20 protein-coding genes are annotated in these 17314 nt (G+C 38.0%); 17 read left to right on the top strand and 3 right to left on the bottom strand.

Annotated features, from left to right (window positions below; genetic code table 11):
• Nucleotides 1-108 precede the first annotated feature (108 nt).
• The 9 genes from spoIIAA to lysA all read left to right on the top strand — a co-directional run bounded on the left by spoIIAA (nt 109) and on the right by lysA (nt 8229).
• Nucleotides 109-459 (top strand): anti-sigma F factor antagonist, encoded by a 351-nt coding sequence (gene spoIIAA, locus JFV29_RS18520; protein ID WP_201185687.1) that lies wholly within the window; start codon nt 109-111, stop codon nt 457-459.
• Nucleotide 460: 1 nt separating this feature from the next.
• On the top strand, nt 461-901 hold the full coding sequence (gene spoIIAB, locus JFV29_RS18515) for an anti-sigma F factor (RefSeq protein ID WP_053346844.1): 441 nt from the start codon (nt 461-463) through the stop codon (nt 899-901).
• Nucleotides 902-914: 13 nt separating this feature from the next.
• On the top strand, nt 915-1682 hold the full coding sequence (gene sigF, locus JFV29_RS18510) for an RNA polymerase sporulation sigma factor SigF (RefSeq protein ID WP_053346843.1): 768 nt from the start codon (nt 915-917) through the stop codon (nt 1680-1682).
• A 325-nt stretch (nt 1683-2007) separates the two neighbouring features.
• Nucleotides 2008-3306 carry an NCS2 family permease gene (locus JFV29_RS18505; RefSeq protein ID WP_056525184.1) on the top strand — a complete coding sequence of 433 codons (1299 nt, stop codon included), beginning with the start codon at nt 2008-2010 and terminating at the stop codon, nt 3304-3306.
• A gap of 166 nt (nt 3307-3472) precedes the next feature.
• Entirely contained in the window at nt 3473-4093 is a 621-nt protein-coding gene (locus JFV29_RS18500) for a stage V sporulation protein AA (RefSeq protein ID WP_201187942.1), read from the top strand.
• On the top strand, nt 4083-4505 hold the full coding sequence (locus JFV29_RS18495) for a stage V sporulation protein AB (RefSeq protein ID WP_201185685.1): 423 nt from the start codon (nt 4083-4085) through the stop codon (nt 4503-4505). Before JFV29_RS18500 ends, JFV29_RS18495 begins: the two co-directional genes overlap by 11 nt.
• 40 nt (nt 4506-4545) lie before the next feature.
• The gene (locus JFV29_RS18490) at nt 4546-5151 is read left to right on the top strand and encodes a stage V sporulation protein AE (RefSeq protein WP_201185683.1); all 606 of its coding nucleotides are present in this window, start codon (nt 4546-4548) and stop codon (nt 5149-5151) included.
• Nucleotides 5108-6598 (top strand): spore germination protein, encoded by a 1491-nt coding sequence (locus tag JFV29_RS18485; protein ID WP_397443368.1) that lies wholly within the window; start codon nt 5108-5110, stop codon nt 6596-6598. The genes JFV29_RS18490 and JFV29_RS18485 overlap by 44 nt, the downstream gene beginning before the upstream one ends.
• Before the next feature lie 302 nt (nt 6599-6900).
• On the top strand, nt 6901-8229 hold the full coding sequence (gene lysA, locus JFV29_RS18480) for a diaminopimelate decarboxylase (RefSeq protein ID WP_201185681.1): 1329 nt from the start codon (nt 6901-6903) through the stop codon (nt 8227-8229).
• Between the two features lie 40 nt (nt 8230-8269).
• On the opposite strand, the gene JFV29_RS18475 is transcribed toward lysA, so the two are convergent.
• On the bottom strand, nt 8270-9139 hold the full coding sequence (locus JFV29_RS18475; RefSeq protein ID WP_446728257.1) for a DUF1002 domain-containing protein: 870 nt from the start codon (nt 9137-9139) through the stop codon (nt 8270-8272).
• A 586-nt stretch (nt 9140-9725) separates the two neighbouring features.
• Between JFV29_RS18475 and JFV29_RS18470 the strand changes: the two genes are divergently transcribed.
• Entirely contained in the window at nt 9726-10070 is a 345-nt protein-coding gene (locus JFV29_RS18470; RefSeq protein WP_201185680.1) for a GNAT family N-acetyltransferase, read from the top strand.
• Nucleotides 10071-10099: 29 nt separating this feature from the next.
• Here the strand turns inward: JFV29_RS18470 and JFV29_RS18465 are convergent, their stop codons facing one another.
• On the bottom strand, nt 10100-10645 hold the full coding sequence (locus tag JFV29_RS18465; RefSeq protein WP_309557873.1) for a DUF309 domain-containing protein: 546 nt from the start codon (nt 10643-10645) through the stop codon (nt 10100-10102).
• Nucleotides 10646-10798: 153 nt separating this feature from the next.
• Nucleotides 10799-10882, bottom strand: a complete 84-nt coding sequence (locus JFV29_RS18460) for a YjcZ family sporulation protein (RefSeq protein WP_083450810.1) — start codon at nt 10880-10882, stop codon at nt 10799-10801.
• A gap of 216 nt (nt 10883-11098) precedes the next feature.
• Here JFV29_RS18460 and JFV29_RS18455 point away from each other — a divergent pair, with 216 nt between their 5' ends.
• The 7 genes from JFV29_RS18455 to JFV29_RS18425 all read left to right on the top strand — a co-directional run bounded on the left by JFV29_RS18455 (nt 11099) and on the right by JFV29_RS18425 (nt 17274).
• Complete coding sequence (locus JFV29_RS18455) at nt 11099-11866, top strand: segregation/condensation protein A (protein WP_056525164.1); 768 nt, start codon at nt 11099-11101, stop codon at nt 11864-11866.
• Nucleotides 11853-12434, top strand: a complete 582-nt coding sequence (scpB, locus tag JFV29_RS18450) for an SMC-Scp complex subunit ScpB (RefSeq protein ID WP_053346834.1) — start codon at nt 11853-11855, stop codon at nt 12432-12434. Before JFV29_RS18455 ends, scpB begins: the two co-directional genes overlap by 14 nt.
• 55 nt (nt 12435-12489) lie before the next feature.
• Nucleotides 12490-12906, top strand: a complete 417-nt coding sequence (locus JFV29_RS18445; RefSeq protein ID WP_056525160.1) for a hypothetical protein — start codon at nt 12490-12492, stop codon at nt 12904-12906.
• A 22-nt stretch (nt 12907-12928) separates the two neighbouring features.
• Nucleotides 12929-13417, top strand: coding sequence for a YpuI family protein (locus tag JFV29_RS18440; RefSeq protein WP_053346832.1), 489 nt, complete (start codon nt 12929-12931; stop codon nt 13415-13417).
• Nucleotides 13418-13538: 121 nt separating this feature from the next.
• Complete coding sequence (locus JFV29_RS18435) at nt 13539-14426, top strand: superoxide dismutase (protein WP_201185678.1); 888 nt, start codon at nt 13539-13541, stop codon at nt 14424-14426.
• 463 nt (nt 14427-14889) lie between these two features.
• A complete protein-coding gene (ahpC, locus tag JFV29_RS18430) occupies nt 14890-15453 on the top strand; it encodes an alkyl hydroperoxide reductase subunit C (RefSeq protein WP_053346830.1) in 564 nt (187 codons plus the stop codon).
• A gap of 174 nt (nt 15454-15627) precedes the next feature.
• Entirely contained in the window at nt 15628-17274 is a 1647-nt protein-coding gene (locus JFV29_RS18425; RefSeq protein WP_201185676.1) for an FAD-dependent oxidoreductase, read from the top strand.
• Nucleotides 17275-17314 lie beyond the last annotated feature (40 nt).

Genomic DNA, 17314 nt, shown 5'->3' with positions numbered 1-17314 from the left:
AAATGTACTAATTTAGGCGAAAGCCCACTAGTTTTGCTATGAAGAAGGAATCTGCAGGTGAAAAAGAGAATTTGACTCTTTATAAGACAGTGAAGGAGGCTGTATATAATGAGTCTTACGATTAATATGGAGGCGAAAGATCGTGTATTATGCATTCGTCTCAAAGGTGATTTAGATCATCATACAGCAGAAAAATTGAAAAAACAGGCAGAGACAGCAATTCAAAAGCATAACATCAAGCACATTATTCTCAACTTAGAAGAATTACATTTTATGGACAGTTCAGGACTCGGTGTTATTTTAGGGCGTTATAAGCAGGTAAACAATAAACAAGGTGAAATGGTCGTCTGCGCAATTTCTCCAGCAGTAAAGCGGTTATTTGAGATGTCAGGGTTGTTTAAAATTGTTAAAATGGAACTATCCGAAAAAAACGCTTTGCAAAGACTGGGGGTTGCCTAAGATGAAAAATAAAATGGAAACGAAATTTTCTGCACTAAGCCAAAATGAATCTTTTGCCAGGGTTACAGTTGCGGCTTTTATTGCCCAGTTAGATCCAACAATGGATGAATTGACAGAGATCAAGACTGTCGTGTCAGAAGCAGTTACGAATTCGATTATTCATGGGTACGAGAGTGACCCGGAAGGATGGGTCTACATTTCTGTGATTATTGAAGGTGATACTGTAGAATTGACCATCCGTGATGAAGGACTGGGCATTGAAGACGTCGAGGAAGCTAAACAGCCACTATTTACGACAAAACCTGAACTTGAACGTTCCGGTATGGGATTCACCATTATGGAAAACTTCATGGATGAAATTAATATTATTTCCCATAAGGGTGAAGGTACGATCATTCGATTAAAAAAGCACTTAACTACAAGCAGAGCTTTGTGCAATTAAGGGAGACTTGCATATGGATGTGGAGGTTAAAAAAGAGAAGAGCAAAAAAGGCCAGCCCCATTTAAAAGATGAGGAATTACGGAATTTAATCCAACGCAGCCAGAGTGGTGACCAGGACGCAAGAAACTTGATTGTTAATAGCAATCTAAGACTTGTCTGGTCCGTAGTACAGAGATTCCTCAATCGAGGTTATGAACCGGATGATTTATACCAGATTGGCTGCATTGGACTTTTGAAGTCCGTAGATAAATTTGACTTATCGTTTGAAGTGAAATTCTCTACGTATGCTGTACCAATGATCATTGGAGAGATTCAACGTTTTATCCGTGATGATGGAACTGTAAAAGTAAGCCGTTCTTTAAAGGAAATGGCAAATAAAATTCGTAGAGCCAAAGAGGAACTTTCAAAAACGTACGGCCGTGTTCCAACTGTCAATGAATTGGCGGAACATCTTGAGCTGTCACCAGAGGAAATTATCATGGCCCAAGAGGCTAGTCGAAGTCCTTCTTCCATCCATGAAACGGTTTATGAAAATGATGGCGACCCGATTACTCTTCTTGACCAGATTGCCGACAATAATGAAACATCATGGTTTGACCAAATCGCTTTAAAAGAAGCCATCCATGAATTGAATGAACGTGAAAGACTAATTGTTTTCCTGAGGTACTATAAAGACCAGACGCAATCGGAAGTAGCAGCAAGACTTGGCATATCCCAAGTACAGGTGTCACGGCTGGAAAAGAAAATTCTCCAGCAGATGAAAAACCACATGAATCAGTGATTCATGTGGTTTTTTTTATTTGATTTGAGAAAAATTCGGGTTTTAGGAAAAGGTAAAAAGACTCTAATCATAATAAAAAGGAGCCCATAGTAGTTTGAGGGAAATGGGAATTTGCGGAAATAAGAGAGGGGATGAAATTTTTTAGTTGAATTTAGAATTAAAAACGAATATTATAGTAAAGGTCGCGCTTTTCATTCGTTTTTTATCTTTCATTCAACGAATATGGCTAATCTGAAAAAAGTGTAGATGCAGTACAATTTTAGGACACCTTTGTCTTCGTATGCAAACGATTGTATCGGTGTTTCCATTAGATCTGGAGGTCTAAATGATGTTTTTAGAAAAGTTTTTCTCCCTAAAAGAAAATGGGACGGATGTCCGTACTGAAGTTATGGCGGGTGTTACGACATTTTTAACTATGGTTTATATCCTTATTGTGAATCCGGCTTTATTATCCTCAATCGGAATTCCATTTGAACAAGTCTTTATGGCAACAGTCATTTCTGCTGTTATAGGTACCCTTATTATGGGGTTGGTCGCAAAATATCCAATTGCGATTGCACCGGGGATGGGCTTGAATGCTTATTTTGCTAGTGTAGTTGGTGCACAAGGTCTTTCATATCAAACCGTATTTGGAACAGTTTTCATTGCAGGCTTGCTATTTTTATTGATAAGTGTAACGAGCTTGCGCAAAATGATAATTGATGCCATTCCGAATTCATTAAAATATGGAATCACCTCTGGAATTGGTTTATTCATCGCGTTTATCGGATTGAAAAACGCGGGAATCGTCGTACCGAATGATTCAACTATGGTTACGCTTGGCGACTTGCATCAACCTGGAACAGTTTTAGCACTTGCAGGTTTATTTATAACGTTAATTTTAATGGCACGCAATGTTAAAGGAGCAATTTTTATTGGGATGATCATTACGGCAGTCATTGGCTACTTTATCGGTCTTCTCAACTTTAATGGAGTGCTATCTGTGCCGCCTACACCGGTATTTTTCGATATCGATATCTCTGGGGTCTTTACGAACTCTCTATATTCAGTTGTTTTTGCCTTTTTACTTGTGACAATCTTTGATACGACAGGTACATTGATTGGAGTAACGGAGCAGGCAGGTTTAACGAAGGACGGGAAAATACCTCGTGCGAAAAAAGCATTTTTAGGAGATGCAATTGCGACGACAATTGGCTCTTTGTTTGGAACAAGTCCTTCCACAGCATATGTTGAATCTAGTACAGGTGTGGCAGCAGGAGGCCGTACTGGTTTAACAGCCACGGTGGTAGCTATCTTGTTTGCAGCATCTATTTTCTTTTCTCCATTGATCTCGGCCATTTCTTCAGTTTCAGCAATCACTGCACCTGTTTTGATTATCGTAGGTTGTTTTATGATGGAAGGTTTAGCTAAAGTCAATTGGAAAATGTTTGATGATGCATTTCCGGCATTTGCGATTATTTTAACGATGCCTCTTACTTCAAGCATATCAACGGGGATTGCAATTGGATTCATAACATATCCCCTTATGAAGTTATTTAGTGGAAAAGGAAAATCAGTTCATCCACTTATTTATATTTTTGGATTGATATTTTTAGTTCAACTGATTTTTTTCCCAACTCATTAAGTTAATAATGTAAACAAAAAAGACATGCTGTCATTCAGCATGTCTTTTTTGTGTTATCTTTCACCCTCGTAATTAGTAATATTTGGACATCCGTTACTTCCTGCATTTTCACTGTGTTTCCAATCCATACTACTATCATAAGGAAATAAAAGGTCGGGATGTGATGATAATGGCAGTTGTATATATCAGGATGAGGAACCGTGTACAAGTAAAGGGAAATCAAACGGTGAGGATTAAAGATATTGCAAGGATAATCGGACCTGAAGAAGTGATTCAAATAATTGAAGAGACCTTTTTATTAACGGTCAAGAAGGAAGATAAGAATATTATTGTAATTGATTTGGCTCAACTTATCATGGCCATTCGTAAAGTGGATCCGCAAATTGAAGTGCAGACATTTGGGCCATCTCAGACCATCATCGAAGTCATATATTCAAAAAAGAAAATGTCTTACCTGACTTTTGCTTTAGTCTGGTTCTTATTATTTATTGGAGCTGGGATGACAATTATGAATTTCCATGTTGATGTCAGTATGGGGGAAGTCCATCAAAAAGTCTTTACGTTAATAACGGGGAAGCTAGATGAAAAGCCACTATTAATACAGATACCTTATAGCTTCGGACTTGGCATAGGAATGATTTTATTTTTTAATCACTTTTTTAAAAAACGCTTTAATGAGGAACCTAGTCCGCTCGAAGTTGAAATGTTCAATTACCAGCAGGATTTAGACCGTTATGTCACCATGAATGAAAATAAGGAAAACGTGCGCCATCTTGATGACAGGTAAAATTATCTTCGGAATCTTTGTCGGTCTAGCTGGAGGTTTTGCAACAGGTGCCGGTTTTGTAGCGTTTTTGACTGTACTTGGAGTGATACCGAGACTGACTCAGTTGACGAAAACGATGAAAATGATTCATTACTATGAAGCAGCAATTATTGCAGGTGTTGTCGCTGGAACATGGTTAGGCTTACAGGAAACGAAATTTTCCCTGCATCATTTTTTATTAATTCCGATTGGCTTGGCAGATGGGATTTTTAATGGGATGCTGGCTGCTGCTTTGACTGAAGTTTTGAATGTTTTTCCGATTCTTTCTAAACGAATCGGAATTCAAGAGAAGATTATTTATCTGTTAATGGCACTTGTATTAGGGAAGATAGCCGGTTCTTTATTCCAATGGATTTATTTTGTCGATTTGTAAGTTCTTAAGTATTATTCCTGATGATGAAAGAAGGGCCAAAATGGTGACCAAACGAAAAGTGATATTAATAACGGATGGAGATGAGTATGCAAAACGGGCTGTCCAGCTTGTAGCTAAGGAAATAGGGGGACGGTGCATCTCTATGTCCCAAGGTAATCCATCCCGTTATTCGGGCAATGAGCTAGTTGAATTAATAAAAAAGGCAAAGTATGATCCTGTACTGGTTATGTTTGATGATAGTGGTTTTATCGGTGAAGGATTCGGTGAACAGGCGATGAAGGTGGTTGCCGGCCATCCTGATATAGATGTCCTTGGGGTTATTGCAGTTGCTTCAAAGACTAGGAGGGAAGAATGGACAAAGGTGGATGTATGTATTGACCGGGATGGGAATTTAACACCAAACGGAGTTGATAAATACGGGGCTGAGGAATTTGAACTAGGAAAGATTACAGGAGATACAGTGTATTGCATCGATGAATTAAATGTTCCAATAGTGGTGGGGATAGGGGATATCGGGAAAATGTCCCATCAAGATGATATTAAAAAAGGTGCACCGATCACGAAGCTTGCGGTGGAAATTATTTTGGAAAGGAGCGGTCATAATGGCTTCAGAAAATCCTCAAAACATGAAACCGATTCCGAATAAAGTAGCGGAAGTAGACTCGTTCATGGAAGAAAAAGTAGGTCTTGGCGTCAGCTTTGACTTAGGGGTAAGAAGAATAAAGGTCTTAAAAAAAGATGTACATTTATACTATGTGAACGGGCTGACGGATACAGAGTTCATCATTGGAATTCTTGACTCGCTAATCCATAACAAAAATGCTGAAATTATGACGACAAAAGTGTTTGAAACAGTCAAAAACTTGCTTGTCCACCAATCTGTTGAAGAAATAAGTACAATGGATGAGCTTGTTGATCAAGTGCTGTCCGGCTTAATAGTCATCGTCGTCGATGGTAGAGCAACGGGATTGGTTGTAGATGTCAGGAGTTATCCTGGAAGGCAACCAGTAGAGCCTGATACGGAAAAGGTCGTCCGTGGATCCAGGGATGGTTTTGTCGAAAATATCATCATTAATACAGCGATAACCAGACGGAGAATTCGGGATGAAAGATTACGTTTTGAAATTTTGAAGGTGGGGGAACGTTCGAAAACGGATATAGCAATCGGATACATTAAAGATATTGCCGATCCGGATTTAATAGCAGTCGTACGCAAGGAATTGAAAAATATAGAAGTTGATGGCATAACGATGGCGGATAAGACGATTGAAGAGTTTATCGTCAAGCAAGGATATAACCCGTATCCGCTTGTAAGATACACGGAGAGGGCTGATGTAGCGGCAACGCATTTACTTGAGGGGCATGTCCTTATTTATGTGGATACTTCACCGAGTGTCATCATTACCCCGTCAACTCTTTTTCATCACATGCAACACGCTGAGGAGTATCGGCAGGCACCTGCTGTTGGAACCTTGGTGCGATGGGTCCGTTTTTTAGGGATTTTCGTTTCGCTATATTTGCTGCCGATTTGGTTATTGTTTTCGTTAGAACCGTCCCTTCTCCCCGATAATCTTGAATTTATCGGGCCGAATAAAAAAACGCATATACCGATTATTGTCCAAATCTTCATTTCCGATATTGGGATAGAATTTTTAAGGATGGCAGCCGTTCATACCCCGACCCCGCTTTCTACTGCAATGGGTTTGGTTGCGGCAGTTTTGATAGGACAGATAGCAATAGATGTTGGCCTATTTGTCCCTGAAGTGGTTCTCTACGCTTCCGTAGCGACAATCGGTACATTTGTCACTCCAAGTTTAGAACTAGGGGTTGCGAATAAAATTTCCCGTTTAGCGCTGCTTGTGCTGGTTGCTTTATTTAAAGTGCCGGGCTTAATTATAGGTATCACAATTCATATTATTTTGCTTACCAGTATAAAAACGTTAAATACACCGTATTTATGGCCGCTTCTCCCGTTTCAGCCGAAAGCTTTGTCTCATATAATATTTAGAAGACCTTATCCAGGTTCTATAGAACGTCCGAGTATTGTACATCCCCAGGATATATATAGGCAGCCAAGAAAATCTAAAGGTTGATGTTGTCGAAAAGTTGTGGTAATTTAATTTTATTCGGAAAAAGCAGTAAAGTTAAGGCTTCACAAAGAGAAAGAGCTCTTTTGTCTCTTTGAAGTTAAACCAATCTGGCTTTCCCTTCGAACTACTTAGCAGTTTGTTTGATTAAAGAGGATGGAAAACATTTTTATTCGGGATAATCGATTAATTTGAATGAGGCTTTTTCAAAGAGGGAGAACCTTTTTCGCTTGCATAAGTGGGAACTCTCTTTGACGCTGCCTCATTTCTTATTAATCGTTAGTTTTAAGTCAGGAAGGTGAGCTATCATGCATTTGTACGGAACCGGTCGTGTCAATGATCGTGGACATCTTGAGATTGGCGGAGTGGACACAATCGAATTGATTGAACAATTTGGAACGCCATTATATGTTTATGATGTAGAGTTAATTCGCGAGCGTGCTAGAGGATTCAAGCGAACATTTGAGGAATTGGGTATTTCTGCTCAAGTCGCCTATGCGAGTAAAGCTTTTTCTTCGATTGCAATGATCCAGTTGGCTGATCAAGAGGGCCTATCACTCGATGTCGTCTCAGCAGGAGAATTGTATACAGCAATTAAAGCAAATTTTCCAACTGAACGTATTCATTTTCATGGGAACAACAAAAGTGAAGAAGAGCTACATATGGCCTTGGATTATAAAATCGGCTGTATTGTAGTCGATAATTTTTCAGAGCTAACATTATTAGAAGAGATTTGTACACAGCGAGAACAAAAAGTGAAAATTCTTCTTCGTGTGACTCCAGGTATTGAAGCCCATACGCATGATTATATCTTAACAGGGCAGGAAGATTCGAAATTTGGCTTTGATCTTATTAACGGTCAGGCTGAAGAGGCCCTTAGACAAGCACTACAAAGCAAGTGGATTGAAGTACTAGGACTGCACTGCCATATTGGCTCACAGATCTTTCAAACGACTGGATTCCTGCTTGCCGCACAAAAAATTATAAGCAAGCTTAAAAATTGGCATAAATCATTAGATTTCCAGCCAAAGGTATTGAATCTTGGAGGCGGATTTGGAATCAGATATACCGAAGAGGACGACCCGCTTCCAGCTTCTCAATATGTAGAAGAAATCGTTAGGGAAGTGCAGAACCTGGTTGCTAATTCTGATTTGGAGATGCCGGAAATTTGGATTGAACCTGGCCGTTCATTAGTCGGCGACGCTGGTGTGACTTTATATAAAGTCGGTTCTGAAAAGGAAGTACCTAATGTTCGTAAATATATAGCAGTTGATGGTGGTATGAGTGATAATATTCGCCCAGCTCTATATGAGGCAAAGTATGATGCAATTCTTGCCAATCGGCCGCTTGATCCAGTAGAAGAAACAGTGTCCATTGCTGGGAAATGCTGTGAAAGCGGAGATATGTTGATTTGGGATTTACCTTTGCCAAAAGCAGGACGAGGTGATGTATTAGCTGTCTTTTGTACAGGGGCATATGGATATTCCATGTCCAATAATTACAACCGGATTCCGAGGCCTGCTGTCGTCTTCGTCGAAGATAGAGAAGCTCGTTTAGTCATTAAACGCGAAACCTTCGAAGATCTTATCCATTTGGATTTGGCACTTCATGAAGCAGCCGTTACGAATAAGGATTAAGAAAAGAGGATGGCTATGCCATCCTCTTTTCTTATCTAAATCAGTTAAAAAATGATTTGATTGCGTCTATTAAACTATTGAAAACCTCTTTCAATTTATCTAAAAATGATTGTCCTTCTTCGGATCCAAGGAAATTGGACAGCTTATCTTTTGCTGCTGTCAGCTGATCACCAACAGCGTTCCAATCAATATTCAATTCTTTTAGCTTATTAAATAAATCAATCAAACTTTGGGTCTGATCTTCATTTAAGACAATTCCCAGTTCATTTGCAGACGATTCGACAACCTTACGGACTTCTTCAGTCGTAGTCGGTGGATTTTCAGCCATTCCTTCTTTGATTTTTGTTACGAGTGCAGAGGCTTCCTCTGTACCGATTTCATCGCCCAATTTAGCTGTCTTCACCATTTCTTCATTAGCTGCTTGCTTCACATCCTCCGGAATTGTTTTATCGGAAGAAATCTCATACGCTTTTATTACTCCTGTTAAAGCAGCTGTACCTGAAACTGGTATCGGTGCAGTGACATAGACGGTGGCATCCTTTACTCCAGCAGTCGCCAGAGCATTGATATACATTTCATCAGTAACCCAGTTAATATTTTTCGACTCCAATTTAATGCCAGTACCTTTTTCTTCTAATGTAATAGCAGAGGATGAAATCGCTTTTGTGCCAATTAGCCGGCTAGCAATATAATCCCCTAAATATTCATGTTCCTCTGCATTGGTAACCGTTAAAACCTCAACGTCATCAGGAGCTTTCATTTCTGACAATAGCATACTTTTTTGTTCTTTTGTCAAATTTTCCCCTAGTGTGACGATCATTTCACCAACAGCCGCGTCCGCAAAGGCTTTATATGGCAATAATAGGCATAATAAAATGGTCACAATGACCCATTTTTTCATTTTTTTCATTGTTATCCTCCTTAACATTTCCTGCTGAATTGGATTCTTTTATTTAAAGAGCACCGCTTTAAATAAAAGTTTCATAGTATTGGACGAACCAAAAGGTAAAAAAGATACAGATTAATAAAAAATATTTATTTCGTCCAAAATAGCTAATGTTCTTACTAAGGACGAAAAGTGATTGTATCCTTGTCTAATATACCTGTGAGATATGCTATGAATCCTAAGTTTACTTTATCAATGTAGTAAAATGAATGCAAGATTGCAAGGGGTATTTGTCAGATTGTGCTAAGTTATAGTAAAATGAATTCGTTATTTAAATATTTAGACCATTGAATAAAGGGAGTATGGGATGAGGAAAAGTAATAAAACTCTTTTACTTATGATGCTTGTTATCGCTTTGATGTGGGGAATCGTATATTGGCTGTTCATCGCGTAGCACATAGGAGATCTATAAATCAAGTGCTGAAAGTGATGTTGAAACAAAAGAAAATTTTATGTATGATGGAAATGTTATAAGTGGGGATTATTATTCAAAGCGAATTAATTAGAAACAGGTAGATAATAAAAACGTTATTTAGTAACGAGGGATATTATGTTGATTAAGTATAAGAAAAGTTATGAGAAGTTTGCCATGGGATTATTATCTTTCATGCCAAATGAAAAAGAGATAAAAGTGCTTCGGAATACGATGAAGAATTACGAAACAGATGAAAATCTACAGTTGTTCTTATGGAAAGATGAAGAGATTATAGGCTTGATCGGAATAGAAGTCTCTCCAAATCACATTGAGATTCTACATATATCTGTAAATCCATCTTTTCGAAAGCAAGGTATCGGTAAAGCAATGGTCAGGGCTCTAAAGGAGCAATATCCTGACAAAGAAATAAAAGCAAATGAATATACGGAAAGCTTCCTAGACAAATGTGAAGAAGCTTAGATCATGAGAGCAAGAATAGAGGACCACTCTTAAGAGTGGTCCTCTATTCTTGCTCTTCGGAGGGATAGTTGTCGAGCTCTTTCTGAAATAACATCTGAACGGTCACGCTTTAGATGCTTGTCTATTAATGATAAATTAGCCATGTCGCTATCTGTGCACCATACGTATCCTTCCTGACTGCATATGGCTTGGCATTGTACAATCAACTCTTGATCCGTTATAGGAAGGTTGATGCTTTCATATGGTTTTTTAGACAACATACGTGCATGGGTGTTCTGAAGCAAATTAAGCAGTTCTTCGTGATCGAGGCCAAACAGTTGCAGCTCTACTTTTTTCGAACGGAGATTGTCAATGGCTTTAGCAAGGGTCCTTGTAGCACCTTGTTTGTTGCCTCTACGGTCGTGATATAGGGCAACTGCAATTTGAATCAGCCCGACCCAGTGCGAGTCACGCTCTTTTGGTGCAGTATCCTTCCAGTATTCTTCAAGAATTTCGTGACATTCAAAGTAATCCCTAGTGCCATGAAAATGGACAAGGAAAGACAGGTAGTCTTCCGGGTAATTCAATATGAGCACCCCTTTTGTTTGGTAGGTTCATTTAAGGTAGAAAAGCCATTTTAAACAGCTTTACACCGGGCGTGTTTACTCTCTTTAGTTTATCACAAAAAACACCCTGGAAAATAAGGAAAGCTGATTGCTATGCAATCAGCTTGATTCATCAGTCTTCAATTAACACCAAGAAGCACCGACAATAATTAACAAAATGAACAATACTACAATAAACGCAAATCCGCCGCCATGCCCAAAACCCATAATAAGTTCCTCCTTTGTTCTGGTATTCTTACATTCCTAGGTTATGTTAATTTTACAAATGTGATTGGGCACTGACCCAATAAACACAAATCCCTCTTAAGAACTTTTCTAAGTGCCAAATTATTATTATTGGATAAAGGCCGGTAATCCACTATACTTGATTAGTAAAAGAAATAGGCCAAACATTGGCCAATTAGATTTAAATGGGGTATTTTTATGGGTTATAATATTAAAATTGATGCTTTTGAAGGTCCGATGGATTTACTCCTTCATTTGATAAACCGTCTTGAAATAGACATCTATGATATTCCAATGGCTGATATCACAGAGCAATATTTAGGCTATATTCATACGATGCAGCATCTTGAATTAGATGTGGCCAGTGAATATTTAGTAATGGCTGCGACACTACTTGCTATCAAAAGTAAAATGTTGCTACCCAAGCATGAAGATGAACAATTGATTGATGAAGATGGAGAACTATTTGAAGAAGATCCACGGGACGAGCTTGTGGAAAAACTATTAGAATATAAAAAGTATAAAAATGCTGCAGAAGAATTTAAGGGGTTGGAAGAAGAACGAAGCTTGATGTTTACAAAACCGCCGAGTGATTTATCTGTTTATGTAAAAGAAACGGAAAATGAAAAACAAGAGTTGAATATCAGTCTATACGATATGTTGGGCGCTCTACAAAAACTACTGCGAAGGCAAAAAATTCAAAAGCCCCTATATACAAAAGTGACGAAACAAGAGATATCAATTGAAAAACGCATGGATGAAATCATGATTGAGTTACAATCATTTAAAGGAAAAAAAAGCTTTTTTGAGCTCTTTTCACAACCGGTTAAGGAGCATATCGTCATTACTTTTATGGCGGTATTGGAACTAATGAAACAAAATGAAATAATCGTTGAACAAGAAGATAATTTTTCGGAAATTATGATTGCAGCTAAGGAAGGTGTAGAACCAGTTGGAAGTTATTAATTGGAAGGGGATTCTTGAGGCATTATTGTTTGCTGCTGGAGATGAAGGCCTCTCAGTCAAACAAATTGCCTCTGTCCTAGAAATTACAGAATATCAAGCAACAGACATCATTGAAAGCTTAAAGGAAGAATATATATCGGATGTACGAGGGGTTCAAGTGATTGAAATAGCAGGTGTGTTTCAAATGACTACAAAAAAAGAACACTCGGATTATTTAAAAAAACTTGTAGAAACTTCAAGTACTCAAGGTTTATCACAGGCTGCTTTGGAAACACTCGCAATCATCGCGTATAAGCAGCCAATTACGAGAGCTGAGATTGATGAAATTCGCGGTGTCAAAACGGAACGGCCGATTCATACACTTGTCACTAAAGTGTTAATAAAAGAGGTCGGACGTGCTGAGGGGTCTGGTCGGGCTTATTTATATGGGACAACGAAAGAGTTTTTGGATTATTTCGGTCTAAACTCAATTAAAGAATTACCGCCACTCTCCGATAATTCAGAAGAAAGCTTCGAAAATGGTGAAGCAGATTTGTTTTTTGAGAAATTTCAACAAACAATCGAATAACATTTTTCTTTAAATTGTGATAATATAGAAAAAACTGAATACGGGGGGATTTCGGGTGCGAATTGTAGCATGCAATGGATTTGGACTTGAAAAAGAAAAGTCCAATTCTCCGGAGGAATTTTTTAACCGATCCGTTATAGAATACATAAAGGATGGAGAAGAAAAGACACTGAATGTGCTGTATCTTCGTTATTTTGATGAGATGGTCGCTCGGTGGACTCCATATTCCACCAATCCTTTATTCAAAAGTTTCGACCGAGATATTTATATGGCTGATATCATTGCAATGGTTTGCCTTTTCAAAGACCCGAGTTTGGCTAGCCGAAAACGTTTATATATTAATTCAGAAAAAGAGTTAGCTGGTTATTTCGAAAATATAAATTTTGGAAAATTGGAGAAAGTGTTTATATCTATTGACCAAGCTAAACCATATGATATTAAATCAAATGTAGATTTTAATATTCTTTCATAATCATTTTGAGGAGGGTTCACGGTTGGGGAATACATTGGTAAAATCTCAGCTTGAGGATGTAAAAAGCTTTTTAGAAACGACAGTAGCTCAGTTAGAAGAGTTTATAAATGAGACGACCTATTCTAAGCTTCAACAGGAAAAAAGCGGGGAAGAAAGTTATTATAAAGGAATCCTCTCTAGTTTAAGAAGAATGCTTGTAAGTTGTGAAGAGGGTTTAGAAGCTTGCCAAATCGTCCTTAAAAATGAAGTTTTTAATAAAGCTGCAGCTGAAAAGACGCTATATAGAGTGTATCATCAATGTATAGAAGAATATTTTTCCCCAAAATCGGACCGTTGGTTTGAAGACAGCCGATCTGCCTATACGGGAAAAAACTCGATTAAATTTCATCAAGGTGTACCGGATAGCATTATATCTATTTTGAAATCTGTAGAAAGTGGATTTCAGACCATGCGAGAAGAATTAGAGTATTATGAAACGGATTACCGGACGAAAATGTTACAGTCAAGATAAAGAAACAGCGAGGCTTAATAGGCCTTGTTGTTTTTTTTGTTTATAAATGGAATCTTCGCTTATTCGTAACATAAAATACTCTGATGATTTATGTGTAAGTAGGTTACAGGGGGGTTGAAAGATGTCTGATGTAAGACAGTATGCAAAAGAGGTAAGTGATTGGATTGATGAAATAATGGCATACCTTGAGAGAATAGATATCACCGATTCGACAGTGTTGGCAAACATTGAAAGGCTTTCCCAATGGACTAATGATCTCGTTGCAGAGGAAATAGATTATGAGAATATGGTCTTGATTGAAGAAGAGATGGCTCGGGTCTACGAAGAAATTGAAGAGATAGCTAGAGATCTCGGTACTCAGCAAAGACAAACTCAATCTCAATCTGTACCAATTGGAAAACATACGCTTCCGCCGCTACCTTATGCCTATAATGCGTTGGAACCGACGATTTCAGAGGAAATCATGTACCTTCACCATGATAAGCATCACCAAACTTATGTAGATGGTCTGAATAAAGCAGAATTAATGATGAAAAATGCCAGGGAGACGAAGGATTATTCATTGTTGAAACATTGGGAAAAGGAAGCAGCCTTTCATGGATCCGGGCATTATTTGCATACAATATTTTGGGAAGGGATGATTCCAAGAGGCGGCGGCCAGCCAAAGGGAGACTTACTTAAACAGATTGAGAAGGATTTTGGAAGTTTCGCAGCATTTAAAAATCACTTTAGTGAAGCAGCTAAACAGGTTGAAGGTGTTGGCTGGGCGATTTTAGTCTGGGTGCCACGTGCGCGTAAACTAGAAATTCTTCAATCAGAGTTGCATATGATTTTAACACAATGGGATACGATTCCAGTACTTGTATTAGATGTGTGGGAACATGCATATTACTTACAATATAAAAATAATAGAGCTTCTTATGTGGATAAATGGTGGGACGTTGTAAACTGGCCCCAAACAGCATTACGGTTTACCGAAGCGAAAAAGCTTACTTGGAAACAACAATAAGGGATAAAATATATGTTCTACCAAAAACGAATTGTTTTGAGTTGAAGGGCCGAGCCATTATGGTTCGGCATTTTTTCGTTTAAAAGGACAGTACAGATTAGTTTTTTGGGGTTAATTAGGAATAATGTGGGAAGTATATGAAGGATGAAGTAAATTGTATGGATGAAATCGACAATTGATTCTCATTTGGAATTTATTATTTTATTGAAAAGGAGACAATATTATCTTTCGAAATAATTAGGATAGTTGTTATTTTTAACCTTGATATAACATTGAAGATGTGTTAAATACGCTATTTTAAAGTACAATGCGGTTTATAAATTGTTTAATGTATATCAATATAAAAACTGTGACTAATTTGTGAACTTAAAAATTATTAAGGTATATTTATTGACTAGTTTCTATTTAATAATTATTATAAATAGGAGCAGATTAAAAAATATATCTATTGGAGGAATTTATTATGTCATTGATTAATAAACAAGTTGAAGATTTTAAAGTACAAGCTTACCATGCAGGAGAATTCAAGGAAGTAACATTAGATGATGTTAAAGGAAAATGGGCAGTATTCTTCTTCTACCCAGCTGACTTTTCATTTGTATGTCCAACAGAATTAGCTGATCTTCAAGACAACTATGAAACATTCAAAGAAATTGGTTGTGAAGTTTACTCAGTTTCAACAGATACTCATTTCAGCCACAAAGGATGGGCTGATGCTACTGATACAATCGGTAAAATTCAATATCCAATGTTAGCTGACCCAGCAAATGTTTTATCTCGTCAATTCGGTGTATTAATCGAAGAAGATGGTTTAGCTCTACGTGGAACTTTCATCGTAAACCCAGAAGGACAAATTAAAGCATACGAAGTGAATGATTTAGGAATCGGTCGTAATGCTGAAGAACTTGTGAGAAAAGTTCAAGCTGCACAATTTGTAGCAGAACATGGTGATAAAGTTTGCCCTGCTAAATGGACTCCAGGTGAAGCTACTCTTGAACCAAGCTTAGATCTAGTAGGTAAACTTTAATCTTTTGAGGATATAATCCAATTCGTTACTGGACACTATCTACACATTGATTACGAAGACAATTCGTTTGACAAGATTCTAATGACAAAAGGCACTTACCTAAAATAAGTGCCTTTTGTTATTCAAAATAAACTGTTTTTTAGTAAGTATTATTATTCAGCAAGGAGAACAACTATGGAAAAAATACATGATTTAATAATTATTGGTGGTGGTCCTGCAGGTCTTTCTGCGGGTGTATATGCAGGTAGAGCAAAAATTAAAACAATAATTCTTGAAAAAGGTACAGGTGGCGGACAAGCTACAACAACATCAGAAATTGCAAACTATCCTGGTATTCGTCATATTTCAGGCCCAAGGTTAGTTGAAGAAATGAAACTTCAAAATGAAGATTTTGGAGTGGAGTTTGCCAAAGCTGATGTAACAGGAGTGGATTTCTCTGGTGAGGTAAAGGTCGTTAAAACGCTTAGTGGGGATTACCATGCGCGCGCTGTAATAATTGCAACTGGCGCCTCTCCAAGAACACTTGGATTCCCAGGGGAAGAAGAATTTACTGGTCGTGGAGTAGCTTATTGTTCAACCTGTGATGGCGAATTTTTTGAAGGGTTGGAAGTTTTCGTAATTGGGGCAGGATATGCAGCAGCTGAAGAAGCTATCTTCCTGACTCGTTTTGCTACAAAAGTCACAATCATTGCCAGGGAATCAAGCTTCTCATGTGCTCCTTCTATTGTTGATAAAGTAATGGCAAATGATAAGATTGAAGTGAAATTCAATACAGAAATCCTTGGGGTATATGGGGATGGAATGATTCAAAGTGCCCGCTTCATCAATAACGTTACCAAGGAAGAGTTTGAGTATGAAGCGAAGAAAGAAGACAGTACGTTTGGAGTATTCGTATTCATTGGTTACGAACCGAAAACAGAGATTTTCAACGGCCATATCGAAATGGACAATGCTGGTTACATTCTCACAGATGATGATATGAAAACGAATGTGAAAGGTGTATATGCAGCTGGCGACTTAAGACCAAAATCCTTGCGTCAGATTATTACCGCTGTTTCTGACGGAGCGATTGCAGCAACGGATGCAGGTAAATACATTGCTGAAGAAAAAGATCGCTTAGGTATTAAAGATGAGCCTGCTGTTGAAAAACCTGAGAAAAAAGAACAGGCTGCTGTTCCAGCAGGGAAGAGCCCTCTATTAAGTGACGCACTACGCGGTCAATTAAAGGGAATCTTCGGCAAGATGGAAAGCGATGTAACGTTGGTATCTATTGTAGACGAAAGTTTGCCAAAATCAGTCGAATTGCGTGATTTCTTGTTGGATGTTGCTGAATTAGGTGACAAACTTCATCTTGAGTTATATAACAAAGGTGAAAATAAGGAAATCGAAGAAAAAATCAATGCTGATAAGTTCCCAGTTGTCTCTCTAATAAATTCGAGAGGTGAATACAGTGGTGTCAAATACCATGGTGTACCAGGCGGTCATGAGTTGAATTCCTTCATTTTAGCTATTTATAACCTAGCTGGACCTGGTCAAGCGTTGGATTCAGTTGTTTTAAATTCGATTAAATCAATCAGTAAAAAAGCGAACATTAAAGTTATGGTATCATTGGCATGTCACTACTGCCCAGACGTTGTAGTGGGTGCACAGCGTATTGCTATTGAAAACCCTAACGTTGAAGCTGAAATGGTCGATATAAGTAATTTCCAGGAAATCAAGAAAAAATATAAAGTAATGAGCGTGCCGGCTATGATCATCAATGATGAAGAAGTAGTATTCGGTGCAAAGAAAATTGATGAAATCGCTGCATTGTTAGTATGATAGAACGCTAAATCGATAGGGGGACATCTCATGTCCCCTT

The organism is Peribacillus sp. TH16 (assembly GCF_016651095.1).
GTDB classification, from domain to species: Bacteria; Bacillota; Bacilli; order Bacillales; family DSM-1321; genus Peribacillus; species Peribacillus butanolivorans.
Note: the sequence above shows the minus strand (reverse complement) of the source record. Positions and strands in the feature narration are given on the sequence as shown.

Excerpts from the sequence above, each read along its gene's own strand:
- spoIIAA (WP_201185687.1), top strand. The coding sequence starts at position 109 with ATGAGTCTTACGATTAATATGGAGGCGAAAGATCGTGTATTATGCATT.
- spoIIAB (WP_053346844.1), top strand. The coding sequence starts at position 461 with ATGAAAAATAAAATGGAAACGAAATTTTCTGCACTAAGCCAAAATGAA.
- sigF (WP_053346843.1), top strand. The coding sequence starts at position 915 with ATGGATGTGGAGGTTAAAAAAGAGAAGAGCAAAAAAGGCCAGCCCCAT.
- JFV29_RS18505 (WP_056525184.1), top strand. The coding sequence starts at position 2,008 with ATGATGTTTTTAGAAAAGTTTTTCTCCCTAAAAGAAAATGGGACGGAT.
- JFV29_RS18495 (WP_201185685.1), top strand. The coding sequence starts at position 4,083 with ATGACAGGTAAAATTATCTTCGGAATCTTTGTCGGTCTAGCTGGAGGT.
- JFV29_RS18490 (WP_201185683.1), top strand. The coding sequence starts at position 4,546 with ATGGTGACCAAACGAAAAGTGATATTAATAACGGATGGAGATGAGTAT.
- JFV29_RS18485 (WP_397443368.1), top strand. The coding sequence starts at position 5,108 with ATGGCTTCAGAAAATCCTCAAAACATGAAACCGATTCCGAATAAAGTA.
- lysA (WP_201185681.1), top strand. The coding sequence starts at position 6,901 with ATGCATTTGTACGGAACCGGTCGTGTCAATGATCGTGGACATCTTGAG.
- JFV29_RS18475 (WP_446728257.1), bottom strand. The coding sequence starts at position 9,139 with ATGAAAAAAATGAAAAAATGGGTCATTGTGACCATTTTATTATGCCTA.
- JFV29_RS18470 (WP_201185680.1), top strand. The coding sequence starts at position 9,726 with ATGTTGATTAAGTATAAGAAAAGTTATGAGAAGTTTGCCATGGGATTA.
- JFV29_RS18460 (WP_083450810.1), bottom strand. The coding sequence starts at position 10,882 with ATGGGTTTTGGGCATGGCGGCGGATTTGCGTTTATTGTAGTATTGTTC.
- JFV29_RS18455 (WP_056525164.1), top strand. The coding sequence starts at position 11,099 with ATGGGTTATAATATTAAAATTGATGCTTTTGAAGGTCCGATGGATTTA.
- JFV29_RS18435 (WP_201185678.1), top strand. The coding sequence starts at position 13,539 with ATGTCTGATGTAAGACAGTATGCAAAAGAGGTAAGTGATTGGATTGAT.
- ahpC (WP_053346830.1), top strand. The coding sequence starts at position 14,890 with ATGTCATTGATTAATAAACAAGTTGAAGATTTTAAAGTACAAGCTTAC.
- JFV29_RS18425 (WP_201185676.1), top strand. The coding sequence starts at position 15,628 with ATGGAAAAAATACATGATTTAATAATTATTGGTGGTGGTCCTGCAGGT.